This window comes from Methanoculleus sp. MH98A (assembly GCF_000691865.1).
In the GTDB taxonomy this organism is placed as follows: Archaea; Halobacteriota; Methanomicrobia; order Methanomicrobiales; family Methanoculleaceae; genus Methanoculleus.
The window spans coordinates 1-14,983 of sequence record NZ_JMIO01000061.1 but is presented as its reverse complement, the minus strand read 5'-3'; the positions used below and the strand labels follow the sequence as shown (position 1 = coordinate 14,983).

18 protein-coding genes are annotated in these 14,983 nt (G+C 61.8%); 8 read left to right on the top strand and 10 right to left on the bottom strand.

The features are described 5' to 3' along the window. Positions 1-168 precede the first annotated feature (168 nt). Positions 169-669: a hypothetical protein gene (locus EI28_RS08905; protein WP_231476682.1), complete on the top strand. Its 501-nt coding sequence runs from the start codon at positions 169-171 to the stop codon at positions 667-669. Positions 670-726: 57 nt separating this feature from the next. On the opposite strand, the gene EI28_RS08900 is transcribed toward EI28_RS08905, so the two are convergent. From EI28_RS08900 to EI28_RS08880, 5 genes are read right to left on the bottom strand one after another with little or no spacing between them, the layout of a single operon-like run. After that, positions 727-1,035: a hypothetical protein gene (locus EI28_RS08900; RefSeq protein WP_048114261.1), complete on the bottom strand. Its 309-nt coding sequence runs from the start codon at positions 1,033-1,035 to the stop codon at positions 727-729. A gap of 4 nt (positions 1,036-1,039) precedes the next feature. Next, on the bottom strand, positions 1,040-1,375 hold the full coding sequence (locus EI28_RS08895; RefSeq protein WP_048114260.1) for a cupin domain-containing protein: 336 nt from the start codon (positions 1,373-1,375) through the stop codon (positions 1,040-1,042). A gap of 25 nt (positions 1,376-1,400) precedes the next feature. After that, on the bottom strand, positions 1,401-2,201 hold the full coding sequence (locus EI28_RS08890; protein WP_048114259.1) for a 4Fe-4S binding protein: 801 nt from the start codon (positions 2,199-2,201) through the stop codon (positions 1,401-1,403). Positions 2,202-2,207: 6 nt separating this feature from the next. Then, on the bottom strand, positions 2,208-2,546 hold the full coding sequence (locus EI28_RS08885; protein WP_048114266.1) for a cupin domain-containing protein: 339 nt from the start codon (positions 2,544-2,546) through the stop codon (positions 2,208-2,210). A gap of 30 nt (positions 2,547-2,576) precedes the next feature. Beyond that, positions 2,577-3,359 (bottom strand): DUF2115 domain-containing protein, encoded by a 783-nt coding sequence (locus EI28_RS08880; RefSeq protein WP_231476681.1) that lies wholly within the window; start codon positions 3,357-3,359, stop codon positions 2,577-2,579. Between the two features lie 69 nt (positions 3,360-3,428). On the opposite strand from EI28_RS08880, the gene EI28_RS08875 reads away from it, so the two are divergent. After that, positions 3,429-4,262: a TrmB family transcriptional regulator gene (locus EI28_RS08875; RefSeq protein WP_048114258.1), complete on the top strand. Its 834-nt coding sequence runs from the start codon at positions 3,429-3,431 to the stop codon at positions 4,260-4,262. On the opposite strand, the gene EI28_RS08870 is transcribed toward EI28_RS08875, so the two are convergent. From EI28_RS08870 to EI28_RS08860, 3 genes are all read right to left on the bottom strand, one after another. Next, positions 4,238-4,924 carry an NAD(P)/FAD-dependent oxidoreductase gene (locus tag EI28_RS08870; protein ID WP_048114257.1) on the bottom strand — a complete coding sequence of 229 codons (687 nt, stop codon included), beginning with the start codon at positions 4,922-4,924 and terminating at the stop codon, positions 4,238-4,240. The genes EI28_RS08875 and EI28_RS08870 overlap by 25 nt on opposite strands. Before the next feature lie 100 nt (positions 4,925-5,024). After that, the gene (locus EI28_RS08865) at positions 5,025-5,531 is read right to left on the bottom strand and encodes a hypothetical protein (protein WP_048114256.1); all 507 of its coding nucleotides are present in this window, start codon (positions 5,529-5,531) and stop codon (positions 5,025-5,027) included. A 55-nt stretch (positions 5,532-5,586) separates the two neighbouring features. Then, a complete protein-coding gene (locus EI28_RS08860) occupies positions 5,587-5,931 on the bottom strand; it encodes a DUF488 domain-containing protein (protein ID WP_048114255.1) in 345 nt (114 codons plus the stop codon). A gap of 126 nt (positions 5,932-6,057) precedes the next feature. Between EI28_RS08860 and EI28_RS13200 the strand changes: the two genes are divergently transcribed. Continuing rightward, positions 6,058-6,540 (top strand): cupredoxin domain-containing protein, encoded by a 483-nt coding sequence (locus EI28_RS13200; RefSeq protein WP_082223138.1) that lies wholly within the window; start codon positions 6,058-6,060, stop codon positions 6,538-6,540. A gap of 143 nt (positions 6,541-6,683) precedes the next feature. Then, the gene (locus EI28_RS08850) at positions 6,684-7,004 is read left to right on the top strand and encodes a hypothetical protein (protein ID WP_197018480.1); all 321 of its coding nucleotides are present in this window, start codon (positions 6,684-6,686) and stop codon (positions 7,002-7,004) included. A gap of 210 nt (positions 7,005-7,214) precedes the next feature. Here the strand turns inward: EI28_RS08850 and EI28_RS08845 are convergent, their stop codons facing one another. Beyond that, the gene (locus EI28_RS08845; RefSeq protein WP_197018479.1) at positions 7,215-11,618 is read right to left on the bottom strand and encodes an Ig-like domain-containing protein; all 4,404 of its coding nucleotides are present in this window, start codon (positions 11,616-11,618) and stop codon (positions 7,215-7,217) included. Between the two features lie 462 nt (positions 11,619-12,080). Beyond that, positions 12,081-12,386, bottom strand: a complete 306-nt coding sequence (locus tag EI28_RS08840) for a hypothetical protein (protein ID WP_048114253.1) — start codon at positions 12,384-12,386, stop codon at positions 12,081-12,083. Positions 12,387-12,723: 337 nt separating this feature from the next. Here EI28_RS08840 and EI28_RS08835 point away from each other — a divergent pair, with 337 nt between their 5' ends. The 4 genes from EI28_RS08835 to EI28_RS08820 form a co-directional block, all read left to right on the top strand. Further along, entirely contained in the window at positions 12,724-13,065 is a 342-nt protein-coding gene (locus EI28_RS08835) for a hypothetical protein (RefSeq protein ID WP_048114252.1), read from the top strand. Continuing rightward, positions 13,062-14,237, top strand: coding sequence for a glycosyltransferase family 4 protein (locus EI28_RS08830; RefSeq protein WP_048114251.1), 1,176 nt, complete (start codon positions 13,062-13,064; stop codon positions 14,235-14,237). Before EI28_RS08835 ends, EI28_RS08830 begins: the two co-directional genes overlap by 4 nt. After that, a complete protein-coding gene (locus EI28_RS14870) occupies positions 14,234-14,581 on the top strand; it encodes a hypothetical protein (RefSeq protein WP_048114250.1) in 348 nt (115 codons plus the stop codon). Before EI28_RS08830 ends, EI28_RS14870 begins: the two co-directional genes overlap by 4 nt. Then, positions 14,551-14,983: glycosyltransferase (locus EI28_RS08820; protein WP_155937321.1), on the top strand; the 433-nt coding region annotated here is incomplete at its 3' end. The genes EI28_RS14870 and EI28_RS08820, both read left to right, overlap by 31 nt.

The window sequence follows — 14,983 nt, the reverse complement described above, 5'->3', positions numbered from 1 at the left end:
ACTCCGACGGTGAACGTGACTCCGACTCCGACGGTGAACGTGACACCCACGCCGACGGTGAACGTGACGCCGACACCGACGGTGAACGTGACACCGACTCCGACGGTGAACGTGACGCCGACCCCGACGGTGAACGTGACCCCGACCCCGGCAATGCCGGAGGAGACCATGGATCTCCAGCTCTATGAAGGCTGGAACTTCGTCTCTATCCCGAGGCCGCTCTCTGCGGGCAACGATACCGCGGCATCGGTCTTTGCGGACGTCGACACCGGCGGGCGGTCGTTCTACACCCACACTCCGGCGGGCGGGTTCGAGCCCCTGGGCGAGAATGAGACCCTGCTGGTCCTTGAGGGATACTGGGTCTACTCGACCGAGGAGACGACCGTGGAGCTGATGCTCAGCACCAACCCGGTGCGGTCTCCCGCGGTCAAGACGCTCAGTCCGGGCTGGAACGCCATCGGCTACTCCGACCTGACGGAGAGCAGTGCGGACGAAGCGCTCAGGTCGGTGGAAGACATCTGGGTCTACGTCGTCGGTTACGATGCGGAGAGCCAGAGTTACCGGCAGGCGATCGTCAACAACCAGACGGATGATCAGGAACTCTTCCCGACCGAGGGTTACTGGCTGTTCGTGGGCGAAGATGGCAGACTGGCTGCCATCAGCGCCTGACCTTTTTTTTGACGTCCGCGGGGCTGAGACTTCTTTAGAAAAGCATCTTTTTGAGGGCTACGGCACCGTAAATCGTCCCGGTGCCGCCTGCTCACTCCTCAGTTCCCGTATACTCCCGCACCAGGCGTCGCCGTAGGCTTCCCTCTTCTTCGTCGGGATGTAATTGAACTCACCGGCTCTCCGGAGAAGCTCGGCGCGAATCGCGGCGTCGTCCGCGAGATGCAGGTTCCGCACACCGTCGACGATGAAGTCGAGCTGGTTGACGCCGGTCTCCTTCCCGTCCACGAGGATCGTCTTGATCTTGATTGCGTCCGGCCGGACCCCGCCGCAGACGGTGCAGTAATCGCCTTCCTTCTCGTTCGTCACGCTCTCACTCCCGTATCATCGTAAGCGACATCTTGAACCGGGTTATGGCCGAGAGGGCGTGGGGGACGTTCGCCGGGAAGATGATCGTCTCCCCTTCCTTCATCTGGTGCGTCTCGCCCGCCACCCAGACCTCGCACTCCCCGTCCAGGATCGTCACCACCGCATCGTAGGGCGCGGTGTGCTCCGAGAGCCCCTCGTCCTCGTCGAACGAAAACAGGGTGATGCTCCCCGCCGGTTTGTTGACGATCATCCTGCTTGCCACGGTCCCGTCCTGGTAGGCAACGAGATCCGCCAGCCGGAGGACTCTCCCCCGTAACTCTGTACGCTTCTCTTCAGACATGGATCCTACCTTTCGATGATATAACTCACTCTTCCAGCGGCAATCTATTTTTCGCATTCGCACGCCTGTACACGAGCGCCCCGTCGATCGGGCAGGCCTCAGTACACCGGCCGCAGAGGTAGCACTCGCCGGCTCCGGCGGACGGGTCTGCCGCCCCGGTCGGGCACGCCCGCTCGCACTTTCCGCAATTGACGCAGGCCTCCGTCCTCCTGATCCGGTAGAGGGCCTTTGATGCTGCGGGGGCGAGCAGGGCGCCGTAGGGACAGACGTAACGGCAGAACGGCCGGTAGACGACGGCGGAGAGGAGGACGATCCCGAGGAAGACGATGAACGAGACGGTCGCGACCGTGAGGTTGAAGAAGGCCGGGAGGCCCAGGAGCGCAAGAAGGTTCACCGAGAGCCCGAGGCCGGCGGCGAGGAAGACGACGAAGACGCCCGCCCTGACCGCCGTCGGGACGCGGCTTTCGGCGCGGCCGCGCTTCTTCACCGGCACGAGGTACATGAGTTCCTGGACGGCGCCCGCCGGGCAGACCTGCCCGCAGACGATCCGGCCGAATACGAGGGTGAGGGCGATAAAGGCGAGCAGTCCCACGATTGCCATCGGGAGCGGCGAGCCGAGCGCTGCCGCGTCCCGGAGGACGAGGAGCTGGAACTGGTAGGGGAAGACCGGCGCAAAGACCAGGAACCCGAAGAACACCGAGGCTGCGAGGAACGGCAGCGCACGGCGCCGGGTGAACCGGCCCGAGTACCAGAGCCATGCGAGGGCGGCAAACGCGATGATGCCGTAGATGAACCCTGCGGCCTTCGGGATCGACTCAACGACCATGTATCCTCACAGCAGCCGCGTCCCGGTCGTCGGCCGCGGGACCTTCACCACCAGCACCCGGAAGGTGGCGTTGCTCTCGTTCATCCAGCGGTGCGGGATCTTTGCCGGGCTCTCGACCAGGCGGTCCTTTTCGACTTCGGCACGCTCGTCGCCGATCTCGACGATCCCCGTGCCCTCGAGGACGTAGAAGAAGACGTCCACCGGGGTTATGTGCTTTTTGAGCGATTCGCCGGGGTTAAGCGTGATCACCACCGCCGTCGCGTGCTCGGTGTCGTAGACCTTGCGGGCGTCGACATGGTGCGGGTTCTCACCGATCGGTTCCTGTGCTACATCGACAATCTTCATATCGTTCATCTCCGGATAGTCTCATACCGCTCATCCTTTGTAGTTCGTCCAGTAGTTTGCGAGGCACTCCCGCCGCCTCCGCTCCTGCCGCCGGGCCCGCATCTCCGGGAATGTCGGCTCGGTGCTCTGGATCGCCGGGCAGTAGGGGCAGAGGGCATAGGCCACGTCGTCGGCCAGGTCCCTGACCGGGCAGAGGTAGGTCCCCTCCCATTCGTCGACGATCTGCCCGCCGGGAAACGGGGTGCCGACGGGATGAGCGGGTTCTTCCACAACAAACATGGTGAACGCGGAGAGGAGGTACTTCAGGTAGAGGTACTTCGGGTCGTTCTCCCGCGCTTTTGCCGTGCAGGCCTCCGCCACCATCGAGCAGTAGCCGCCGAACGCCGGGGCGAGGGGTTCGTCCAGTTCGCGGCCGCCGCCGTTCCGGGAGAGAAGGACCAGGCGGTGGTGCGCCCCGAAGATCTCTTCCCTGACGCTTGATAGAAGGCGGTCTCGGTAGTCCTCCGGGAGGTGGCTCACTTTGCGCTCGAACCGGGCGTTCATCGCCTCGAGGTCGCGGAGGTCGTATGCCGCAGTTTCGTCCGCGATGATCCGGAGGAGGTCGCCCTTCGTCTTCACGCCCTGCATCCGGCGGCACGCCGCCCGGATGGCCGCTGTTGATACCGTCCCTCCGCGTCCCGCCTCCTCGCCGCCGTCCTCGGCGAAGGTGTCGATGAGGAGGGCGCTGACCTCGTCGGGGCCGGTCCCGGAACGGGTGCTGCCTTCCCTGCCGACGAACCGCTTGATACCTTCAAGAATTGCTCTTAGCCGCATGGTCGAAGATCTTAGGGAGTATGGAACGCACGAAGGTTTAACTCTCGTGTAACTCTCATAGTAACAATTATGGACGACCTGATCCGGAGCCTCACGGCGCTCGGGCTGACGGCGTACGAAGCCCGGGTCTACGCTGCCCTCGTCGGGATCGGCGAGGGGAGCGCCCGCCAGATCCACGAGGCGAGCGGGGTCCCGCGCCCGAGGGTCTACGACATCGCCGAAGGGCTTGCCGGACGGGGTTTCATCACCGTCCGGCGGGGGAGCCCGCACGTCTACATCCCGGCTGAGCCCGCGGTCGTCATCCACCACCTGAAGAGTGCCGTGGATGCCGCGGCGACGGCGGCGGTGCAGGGTCTCGACGCCCTCTCGCTCGACGCCCGTTCGAAGAACTCGCCGATCTGGTACGTGCAGGGGGAGTGGAGCATCCGGCGCCACGCGGAGTCGCTTGCCGGCGGCGTCGCCCGCGACCTTGCGGTCGTCTGCCTGGACTACCGGGAGATCGGCGAGTTCGCCCGGCTGATTGCCGGTGCGTCACGGGACCACCCGGTGAGCGTCCTCCTCCCGAACGGGAAGCGCGGGATCAAAAAGCCGCTTGGGGACGCGTCACTCTACGTCCCGAAGCCCTTCTGCACCTTCTTCCAGGAGAACATCTTCGAGAAGGTCTACTGCGGCCCCATCCCGGTGGACGGGTCGGCGTTCCTGCTCGAGTACATCTTCATCGCCGACGACCGTGTCTGCATGATCGTCTACCGCCAGGACGCCGTCCGTAACGCCGTCGTGATCACCCTGCCGTTCATCACCTGCGTTCAACGGCAGTTCGTCAACCGGATGATCGCGAACGCCGACTGCATCGGCGGCCCCCTTCCGCGGAACCCCGATCAGGCGGAGTCGAGCGGTATGTAGGGGGCGAAGGTCAGGACGTCGCTTTTGACGGCGTCGAACCCGACCCGCTCGACGAACCGTGCGGTCCGCTCTCCCGGTCGTGCATTCATCTGGTAGTACTCGAGCAATCGGCGGACCAGGTCGAGAGCCTGATCTTTCGTGAGGTCCTTTGCGGCGACGTCGCCGATCCGGGGGCGGCCGCCGGAGTTGCCCCCGAAGATGACCGTCCAGCCTTTTGCGTTCCCCATGAGCCCGATGTCGCGGAGGTAACTCTCGCCGCAGCACCGGGGGCACCCCGAGACTCCCATCTTGAGTTTTGCCGGCAGGTTCATGTCCTGGTAGAGCTCCTCGACCTCGAGCCCGAGGCCCAGGGAGTCCTGTTTGCCGTATTTGCAGGTCACCGTCCCGGGGCATGCCTGGACGTAGTGGACGCAGGGTGCGGTCGCCTGCCCGACGGTCATCCCGAGTTCGTTCCAGATGCTCTCGACGTCCTCTTCTTTGATGCCCACGAGCACCATCCGCTGCCCCGACGTCATCTTGATGACGGGGATCTCGTAGCGCCTGACGACCTTGATGATGCTCTCCAGGTGCTCCGGGCTGACGATCCCCGCGGGGGTTCTCGGCACGATTGCGTAGGACGTTTTATCTCTCTGGAGGATTGCTCCTCTGGGTCCGTTTTCCATGCTCTTGTCACCTCTCCGGCAGTTTCGGATGCGCCGGATACAATCCAGCCATCGCTGTCCGGAGGTAAAAGCATGCTGTCACCCTGCGGGGTACACCCGTTCAGGTACTCCCGTAGCCCCGGGAGCGCAGGCGCCAGAGCAGCACGGCTGCCGCCAGGAGCGCTACGTTGATGGCGAGCAGGGGCAGGTTTTCGGGGCTCGCGACGTAGGCGAGGAGGCCGGCCGGCAGGAGGGTTACGGAGATGACGGCGGTCAGCACGGTGGCGGCAAGGAAGACCGGAAACGACAGTTCATACCCCGGCGCCCTGAACCCCTCAAAAAGGGGCTGCTGCAGGAGGTAGGACGCGTAGGCGACGGCGAGCACCAGGGCGATGTAGGCCGCCGTTCCCGGGAGGAACCGCCTGCCGAGCGACTCGCTCTTTATGAGGAGGTAGAGGACGGCGAGGGGGGAGACGCCGACGAACGCGGCCATCCAGGTGGTGGCGCTCACCGCGAGGCCGAACGGCGGATCGAATCCGGCAAGGGCGAGTGCGCCGGGCTGGGTAAGGACGAGGAGGAGAAGGTTGATCAGGAGGAAGTCCGCTCCCATGCGGCGCCCGGAGTCCATTCAGGTTTCTGTCGGCCGCCATGCTTTAAACGCTTTCTGTTCCGCGCCGGCAGCCTTACTCTTCCTCGATATACCGTTTCAGCGCCACGGCGTTGTTGTGCTCCTCGTCCTTCGCGGCGTAGAGGAGCGTAACGGTCCCCTCCCCCGCCTCCTGCCGGAGCCGGGCGAGTTCCTCCTCCTTCCCCTTGAGTTCGGCCCGGTAGCGCCGGAGAAACTCCTCCCACTTCGCCGGGTCGTGCCCGAACCACCGGCGCAGTTCGCTCGACGGTGCAAGATCCTTCTCCCACCGGTCGAGCGACGCCTTCTCTTTCGAGATCCCTCTCGGCCAGATCCGGTCGACGAGAACCCGGGTGCCGTCGTCTTTTGAGGGCTCTTTGTAGATCCTCTTTATACGTAGCATGGGCGGATGTGCGGCCCCCTCGAACTTAACCCTGTTCCCGGGGTAACCCGGCTCTGGCGGTCGGGTTCCCTCTCCGGGTGCACGGAGCGGCGAAGGTATAAATACGATGTACAGAAGTTCTTCGCCATGAAGCCCAACGCAGTCCTTCTCGTGGCGCTCCTCGTCGTGAGCGCCGGTTTGCTTGCGGCGGGGTGCACCGCGCCGGACGGAGACGCCACCCCGACCGCCACGGAGACGGTAACGACACCGACCGGGACGCCGGCGGTAACGGAGACAGGGAACGTCACAACGGCGGCGACGATCGCAACGGGCGGCCCGGGTGCGACCTTCGCCATCGCCGCCGATAATCTCGCCTTCGACACGAGCACCATCACGGTGCCCGCGGAGGCGAACGTGACGATAACCTTCGAAAACCGGGATGACGGGATCCCGCACAACATCGCGGTCTACACGAACGCCTCGGCGATCGAGGAGATCTTCGTGGGTGAGACCATCACCGGCCCGGACCAGACGACCTATACCTTCACGGCGCCGGAAGAGCCCGGCACGTATTTCTTCCGGTGCGACGTCCATCCGCAGCAGATGACCGGCGACTTCATCGTGGAGTGAGATTTACTCAAAATGTTTTTATTGCTCGTCGCGTTCGGGACGGGCGGGATGCAGAGGGGCCTGCGCCCCGAACGGGGGTTTCCGACGGCAGCGGCTCGAACTGATGCAAACTTTTAAGTAACATGTGCGTGATGGCCCCTCCCATGAGGCCAATTCCAGTCCTTCTGGCGGTGCTCCTCATCCTCGGCGCGAGTATACTGGCGGCGGGATGCACCATGCCGGGTGAAGACGGCGCCCAGCCGACCCCGATGGAGACCGAAACCCCGATGGGGATGGAGACCGAAACCCCGATGGGGATGGAGACCGAGACCCCGATGGAGACCGAGACCCCGATGGAGACCGAGACCCCGATGGAGACCGAGACCCCGATGGAGACCGAGACCCCGATGGAGACCGAGACTCCGATGGAGACCGAGACCCTGATGGAGACCGAGACCCTGATGGAGATCGAGACCCTGCCCTGAGCCGGGATGACCGCAGCGGTCGGTCGGACAGGTTACTGACGCAGTCGAACAGGCCGCATTGATGGTGCGGCCCCACTTTTTTCTTACGCATTCCCGTGGAAGGAGCGTCGAGGTACTTGCATCGAAAATTGCCTTCTGCACCGTCCGTATTCGCAAAGCAGCCTCACAGGAGACGCGTCCACGATACCGCATCAAAAAAGGGGTTGGGGTTCAGCGCCTCTTCCTCGCCCAGAGGAGGAAGGCCAGCGGTGCGAGGAGGGGAGCGTAGACGAGCGGTGCCGCAGGCGTCGTCGTCGCCGCGACGGTCGGTCCGGTCGTCATCGTCTCCGCCCCTTCGGGCGTCCCGGTAGCCTCCGTCGTGACGTTCGTCTCCGTCGTCACGGTCGCGTTCTCCGGCATCGCGGCGATGGCGAAGGTGGAGAATCCGGGGGTGGTCGCCCGGAAGCAGTAGTTCCCGTCTTCTTCACCGACGACCTCGGTCTCCAGGATCTGCCAGCCGCCGTCGACGTAGCGCATGAGCCTGACGTCCTGTGGGAGCATGTCGTGCTCCTCGAGCCACTTCGCCGGGACGGTGAAGGTCAACGTCGCGTCGCCGACCCGGTTCGGGTTCGCCCACGAGAGAGCGATCTCGACATACTCGTAGGTGCTGCCGCCGGGAGGCGCCGCCAGGTTGGGGCACCCCGTCTCCTTCACGGTCATCAGCAGCTTCGGGATGTTGTCGGACGCCGTGATGGCGATGCTGCCGATCGACGTGATGTCGATACCCGAGAACGTGTGCGTCTCGCCGCCCTTCAGATCCTCGCAGATCCCTGCGAAGAAGGAGGGGCCGGGGTCGCCGCCGCCGCTGCTCGAGGCGCGTTTGTTCGATCCGGGGTTGGCAGGGGGCTGTGTGGGGTCAGGCGTGGGATCCGTCGTGGGGTCGGTCGTGGGCGCCGCCGTGACGGCGACCGACGCCGTTCCTTCAACGCCGCCGGCACACGCCGTCACGTCCGCAGACCCTTCTGCGAACGCCGCGAAGAGACCTGAGCGGTCGATCGTGCCGACATCATCGTCGGAGCACGACCAGGCCACCCTGACCCAGTCCATCACGTTCTCGCACTGGTCGAATACCGTGGCCGTGAACTCCCGGGTTCCTCCGGCCGCGAGCGTGGCGTCAGGCGGTTCGACCTCGATGCAGGCCGGAACCGGGAGCGAGGGGTCGACAGTCACGCAGGCGGAGTCACAGACTCCGTCAGCCGATGCGGTGAGGGTCGCGGTACCTGCACTCTTCGCGGTGAAGACGCCGCTGGACTCATCGATCTCGCCGACGCACAGGTCGCTGCTCTTCCAGGTCACGTTGACGTCCATGGGGAAGCCGTACTGGTCGAATCCTCTCGCGGTGAGCGCCAGGCAGTTGCCGGCGGGGATGCAGAAGCAGGACGGGCTGACCTCGATCCGCGCAAGTTCGGGCGCCGTCGACCGGACGGTCACCGTTGCGGTTCCGGTCGCGGTCTCGTTCTCTCCGGCAACCGTTGCGGTGACGGACGTGATGCCTTCGCAGACTGCGGTGAAGAGGCCACCGTCTGCGGTGATCGTGCCGACGCCTTCGTTGCCGCACGACCAGGCCACGGTAGAACCTGCGTTGTCCTGCAGGTCATACACGTTCGCGTTGAACTGCCATGTCTCGTCGACGTCGAGGATGATCGCCGACGGGGAGACCACGATACCTGTGGATTCGTCGGTGACCTCTACGTCCGCCGTCCCGGCGACGCCGTCGGCCGTTGCGGTGACGGTCGCCGTGCCCGCGGCGAGAGCCTCGAAGAACCCGGTACCGTCGACATCGCCGACGGTCTTATCGCTGCATTCCCACTCGATTGTGACGTCCGACATCCCGCAGCCGTTCTGGTCGAGAGCGGTCGCGGTGAACGTCGCGGTGTCGTTCCTGGCGAGCGTGACTGCCGACGGGGTGACGACGATGGACGTTACGACCGGGTCGTTGCAGTGCACGGTGACGCTTGCGGTTCCTTCGGCACCGTCTCCGCACGCGGTGATGGTCGCCGTGCCGCCGCCAAGGGCGGTGAAGACGCCGCTGGACTCATCGATCTCGCCGACGCACTCGTCGCAGCACTCCCAGATTACTTCTGCGTCCTCGACGATGTTTCCGAACCGGTCGAACGCGATGGCGTCAAACTCCAGTTCGTCGTCGACCTCGAGCGTGGCCTTGGACGGCACGACCGCGATCTTCGCGAGTAGAGGCTCTTCTTCGCAGACGGTGATGGTTGCTTCCGCAGAGCAGTTGCCTGCCGTTGCGGTTACGGTCGCCGTACCCGCGGCAAGGGCGGTGAAGCATCCGTCCTCATCGACAGTTCCGACGGCTTCGTCGCTGCAGGCCCAGTCGATCTCACCGGCGGGCATGACGTTGTCGTCCTGGTCGTAGCCCGTTACCATGAACCTCTGGACATCCTCGACGTCCAGGGTGGCTCCGGGCGGTGTGAGCGTGATCCTTGTCAGGACCGGCTCTTCCGGTTCATCTGCGTTAACGGTGACGGTCGCGGTTCCGGAGACATCTCCCGCCGACGCGGTGACGGTCGCGGTGCCTGAGGCAAGGGCGGAGAAGAGGCCGGTATCATCGACGGTTCCGATGGTCTCGTTGTCACATGACCAGGCGAACTCGACGCCGGTCATCTCAAGGCCGTTCTCGTCAAAGGCAATTGCCGCGAACTGTTCTGTGTCGCCGACATCCAGGGTGGCCGTGTCCGGTTCGACCTCGATGCGTTCGAGCACCGGTTCTTCGGGCTCATCAGCGGTGACGGTGATGGTCGCGGTTTCGGAGAGGTCGCCCGCTGTTGCGGTGACGGTCGCGGTGCCCGCTGCATGGGCAGTGAAGAAGCCGCTGGACTCATTGATGGCTCCGACGGTCTCGTTGTCGCACGACCAGGTGACCGAAACGCCGGGCACTTCGCCACCGAACTGGTCACGGACAGTCGCTTCGAACGTCACCGTCTCGTTGACATCAAGCGTGGCCTCGGGCGGTTCGATCGTGATTTCAGTTGCGGCCGGTTCTTCATCCGTGACCGTGACGGTCGCGGTTCCGGTGATGTCTTCGGCGGTTGCAGTGATGGTCGCGGTGCCCGCGGCAAGAGCGGTGAAGATGCCGTCCGTGTCGATCTCGCCGACGGTCTCGTTGTCGCACGACCAGTTGAACGCAATGCCGGTCATCTCTTCTTCGAACTGGTCAAGGGCAGTTGCCGCGAACTGCTGTGTGCCGTCGATCTCCAGGGTGACCGTTTCCGGTTCGACCTCGATGCTATCAAGCACCGGTTCTTCGGGCTCATCAGCAGTGACGGTGACGGTCGCGGTTCCGGCGATGTCTTCGGCAGTTGCGGTGACGTCCGTCGTGCCCGCCGCATGGGCAGTGAAGAAGCCGGTGTCATCGATGGTTCCGACGGTCGTGTTGCTGCATGCCCAGGCGAACTCGGCGCCGGCCATCTCTTCTCCGAACTGGTCGAAGGCGGTCGCGGTGAACTGTTCGGTGCCGTCGATCTCCAGCGTGGCTGTGTCCGGTGTGACCGTGACACGATCGAGGATCGGTTCGACCGGTGCTCCCGGTTCGTAGACGAATATGTAGAGGTTCGAGTCCGATTCACGGCCTCTCTGCCAGACGATCGTGTTTCCGCTGACGGCGGGGTAGAGATGTTCGTCATCTTTGTCTTCGGACAGAACAACAGACATTTCTTTCTCGGCGGAGAGGTCGTACATGAAGATGCTCCGCGCCGGAACCCGCTTGTCCTCCCAGACGATGATGCTCCCGCTGATTGCCGGCGCAACCTGGTCGGCGCTGTCGGAGGTGATCCTCTGCTCCCCGCCGGACGGGTCGTCGAGATCGGTCATGTAGATGTCGGGGTTCCCGTGCCGGTTATCCTCCCAGGCTACGACGCTCCCGTAGAGCGAGGGCCAGGACTGAATCGCCGTGCCCGTGGATACTGCCCCTTTTATCTCGCCGTCATTGATGGAGTAATACCGGATCCTCTCACCCGCCTCTTCGACCCAGGCGACGTACTTCTCCGAGAGTGCGGGCTTGAACTCGGTGTCGATGTCCCCTCCGGGGATCGTCATCTTCGCGTCGCACTCGATGACGTCTTTCACGCTGCCGGCGGCGATGTCGTAGAGGACGATGTTGGTATCGCCGCTGCTGTCGTCGTACCAGGCAACGTAGTTCCCGCGGACGATCGGCAGCCACTGCTTGCCCGTGTCGGTTGTGAGCTGTGTCTCAATGCCTGTAGAACGGTCATAGAGGTAGATGTCCCAGTTCCCGTGCCGATAGTCCTGCCAGACGATGTAGTTTCCCGAGATGGACGGCCTCTCCTGCGAGGCGGGGTCGTCGGTTATCCTCTCGCCGGTATAGGAAGAATACTGCATACCCCGATATGGATCTGCCCTGAATTTGTCTACCGTCCCAAAGTAGATATCCTTGTTATCGTGCCTGTCGTCTTCCCAGACGATCAGGTTGCCGTCGATATCAGGCCATTCCTGCGCTTCGTTGAAGGGAGAATAGAGATCCTCCCCCGGCGCAGGCTCTACCGCCGCAGCCGGCGGGATCAACAGTCCGATGGTGACGACTGCGCACAATAGCACCAAATATGCATGTTTTTTCATTTCTTTCCCCCTTGACAATCGCTCCCTGTCCGCGAGACGGCGGCGCAGACCTGCCGGTAGCGCAAACAGGCTGGCTAACGCAGGTGCTCGCCGGGGCGTCCGGCAGACGGAGAGCGAATTCCGATTTAAGACCCGGTCATATGGTAGCCGGTGAATGGGTGGATAGCGGTATAAATATATATCTTTTACGGTGATTTATTCTTAAATTTTTATAATAAAAACAGGGATCTCTGATGCGTCTTTACGGGCAGAGGGAGACCCGGAAGGGGCCTTCGCAGGTCGTTGTCTGACGGATCGCGAGGAGGCCGTTCAAGACGGATATTCGCTCAGGAACCGGTCGGGTCGGGTATTTCTCCCCGGAATCGTTCGGGACGAGTCGGGTGCCCGGCCGGTCGGCGCATCGCGGCGTGGTTCCACTGGCTCCTCCGCCTGGCGACCCATTCAACGAATCTTCCCACGGTGCTGTAGAGCGGGTTCGTCGGGGCGCTCGTGCAGTAGCGGGCGGGCGGACGGATCAAGCCAGCCCCGCTTCTTCCAGTAGGCATGGCCGGCCGGGAAATCGTCGGCGAGCTCGTCGAACGTTGCCCGCCGGCCGTGGATGATGATGACGCCCCGGAACCCCGGGCGCCGCTCCCGCCCTTCCGTCAGGGCCCTGGAGAACTCCCGTGCAGCTTTTCTCGCGCCTGCTGTTCCGGCATCTTCGGCGGTTGTGACCTGGCCGGCACACCCGGTACGCCGGGGTAGCACCGCGGCGGTCCAGCCGGTCTAGGTCGGACCGAAAGACCTCGATCATGGTCGTCCCATCGGCATATCAGGCAACAATGTCGCAGGCCGTTCCGTTTGCCAATCAAACCCTTGAGAAGTTAAGTATATCCATATCCTTATATTAATGGGTGAATATTACGGGCAAAGTATTATATAATCTGAGTGCCAGCATGGACTCACCACCTAAGGGGGAAAGTGATATTCAGCGATACGCTCACCTGATGGAGTTTTGCTCGATCGATACGATATGTAGGGCTCCTCGGCATCCAGGTATAGGGTGCCGGCGGTTGAGCGGTGTCCACCCTACAGAGGATTTCGGATGACGTCGATACGGCTGCAGGACGTTGGGGATATCCCTCTCGGGACAAACAACGGGAAAAATCCGTTTGAGAGGGTGCGGAAGGAACCTCACCGGAGCGATCGGCTCTCCGGGGGCCGGGAGACGGCCTTCTCCGACGCCGGCAGCCGGAAATACCGGCTTACTCCAGACGGTGAGGAGGCACTCACCTGCACCCCTGCAACCTGCCCGTACCCCTTCGGGGAGCATGGGTTAGCCTTCCTCGCCGAATGCGGGGACTGGATTCTCCCTTTGCTCCGCTGGAACTGCTACGCCGGCATAATCAGACGACGGCTCAAGCAGCATGTTTGTGATTGCGTATGAAGATTCTACAGGTGACACCGTTCTTCAAGCCGAGCTGGGAATCCGGGGGCGTGGCACGTGCGGCATATGAGATCTCACAGCGTCTCCGGAGAGCAGGCCACGACGTCACGGTATATACGACGAATCGGAGCACCTATCCGACCGGGCTTCCAACGAACAGACCCCTCAATGTCGATGGGATGAAGGTTTACTATTTTGAAAACTTACGGAAGTATTTTCCGGGCACAGCACTGCCCATAGTCCCGTACTATTTACCGTTCGTTGCACACCGGGATCTGCAGAATTATGATATAATTCACATCCATGAGCACAGGACACTCCTTGCGGCCATGGTAAGTCATTATGCCAGGGAGTACGGCGTTCCATACGTTCTGCAGCCGCATGGATCGCTCCCCAAAAATAAAACCCTGGGTAAGGCAAAGGTGAAAAATATCTTTGATTTTGTCTTCGGATCCGCCATTTTAGATGCCGCATCAAGACTGATCGTCATGAACAGCATGGAAAAGGAACAGAATGTAATGATGGGCATTCATGAGGACAAGATCGCTGTTATTCCCAACGGCATCAGTCGCGAGAGGTGCGCTACAACCAAGAGCAAAGGGGAATTCCGGAAGTTTTGCGGAATAGAGAACGGAAGCAGCCTCGTTCTATACCTGGGCAGAATCGATAGAATCAAGGGAATTGATTTTCTGATAGAAGCGTTTCACCGGCTGGTACAGGAGCAAACAGATGCCATCCTGGTCATTGTCGGGCCGGAATGGGGTTACAAGCGGGAACTCGAGGAGAGAGTGCGGGCTCTCGGAATTCAGGATCGGGTACGGTTTGTCGGTTATATCGATGACGTCGGCTTTGCCTACCAGGATGCCGATCTGCTCGTCTATCCGGGAAAGTATGAGATATTCGGGCTTGTTCCGTTCGAGGCAATCATAAGCGGAACCCCGGTGATTGTCACAGAAGACAATGGCAGCGGAGACCTCATCAGGGAAGGTGACTGCGGCCTGACTGTACGGTATGGAGATTGTGCGGATTTAACGAAGAAAATGGCATTTTGCCTTGAAAACCCCGGGGAAGGGAGAAAAATGGTTCAGCGAGGACAGGAATTCGTTCGAAAGAATCTGACATGGGACCGGATCGTGGAAAAACTCGAACAGGAATACCGGAAGTGCCTATGAACATACTGGCGATCCCGACAACCGTCGGGTTGTCAAAACCCCAGAGCGGGGGCCAGAACAGGTTTTGCAACCTCGTCAATTGTCAGGCCGCAAATAACCGGATCGTTGTACTCGAACCGGATCACCTTTATGATGAGGGTGACGCTGATGTCGCGCAGGTATACACCTATCACGATATCGAGGCGCTTCGTAGGAGACTATCCATATTCAGAGATATTAATCCCGATTTCATCCGCAAGGCGGCACGGATCATCAGGGACGAAGAGATCGATCTCATCCAGATCACCCATCCAGTGGAGCATTGGCGGCCAGGATGCTCGGTTTCCTTACGCGCAGGAAGATAAAAATAGTGTACGACGCTCACAATGTTGAATCCGATTTCATTCAGCAGACCTTTGCGAACCATAATCACTACTCCCTGGTGGAGCGAAAACTCATACCCACTTATACCAATTTACTGGAGAGGGTCTCCTGCAAGTACCTCTTCGACCACATCACCGCCGTGAGCGACAATGATGCAGATACGTTCAGGAGGAGGTATCATCTCAAAGAGGGGATGATCAGTGTCGTTCCTTCGGGGTGCAACATCCGTTCGAGGATGTCTGATGGGGCAAGAGATAAGATTCGTGAAGAGATGGGGCTGCACCCCACGGATGTTGCCGTATTCTTCCACGGCCTCTACGGGCATCCGCCGAACCGGGAAGGGTTCGATCTTATTCAATCGTATATTGCCCCTCATTTGCCGA

Coding starts and splice junctions, on each gene's coding strand:
- EI28_RS08905 (WP_231476682.1), top strand. CDS start 169: ATGGATCTCCAGCTCTATGAAGGCTGGAACTTCGTCTCTATCCCGAGG.
- EI28_RS08895 (WP_048114260.1), bottom strand. CDS start 1,375: ATGTCTGAAGAGAAGCGTACAGAGTTACGGGGGAGAGTCCTCCGGCTG.
- EI28_RS08890 (WP_048114259.1), bottom strand. CDS start 2,201: ATGGTCGTTGAGTCGATCCCGAAGGCCGCAGGGTTCATCTACGGCATC.
- EI28_RS08885 (WP_048114266.1), bottom strand. CDS start 2,546: ATGAAGATTGTCGATGTAGCACAGGAACCGATCGGTGAGAACCCGCAC.
- EI28_RS08880 (WP_231476681.1), bottom strand. CDS start 3,359: ATGCGGCTAAGAGCAATTCTTGAAGGTATCAAGCGGTTCGTCGGCAGG.
- EI28_RS08875 (WP_048114258.1), top strand. CDS start 3,429: ATGGACGACCTGATCCGGAGCCTCACGGCGCTCGGGCTGACGGCGTAC.
- EI28_RS08870 (WP_048114257.1), bottom strand. CDS start 4,924: ATGGAAAACGGACCCAGAGGAGCAATCCTCCAGAGAGATAAAACGTCC.
- EI28_RS08865 (WP_048114256.1), bottom strand. CDS start 5,531: ATGGACTCCGGGCGCCGCATGGGAGCGGACTTCCTCCTGATCAACCTT.
- EI28_RS08860 (WP_048114255.1), bottom strand. CDS start 5,931: ATGCTACGTATAAAGAGGATCTACAAAGAGCCCTCAAAAGACGACGGC.
- EI28_RS13200 (WP_082223138.1), top strand. CDS start 6,058: ATGAAGCCCAACGCAGTCCTTCTCGTGGCGCTCCTCGTCGTGAGCGCC.
- EI28_RS08850 (WP_197018480.1), top strand. CDS start 6,684: ATGAGGCCAATTCCAGTCCTTCTGGCGGTGCTCCTCATCCTCGGCGCG.
- EI28_RS08835 (WP_048114252.1), top strand. CDS start 12,724: ATGACGTCGATACGGCTGCAGGACGTTGGGGATATCCCTCTCGGGACA.
- EI28_RS08830 (WP_048114251.1), top strand. CDS start 13,062: ATGAAGATTCTACAGGTGACACCGTTCTTCAAGCCGAGCTGGGAATCC.
- EI28_RS14870 (WP_048114250.1), top strand. CDS start 14,234: ATGAACATACTGGCGATCCCGACAACCGTCGGGTTGTCAAAACCCCAG.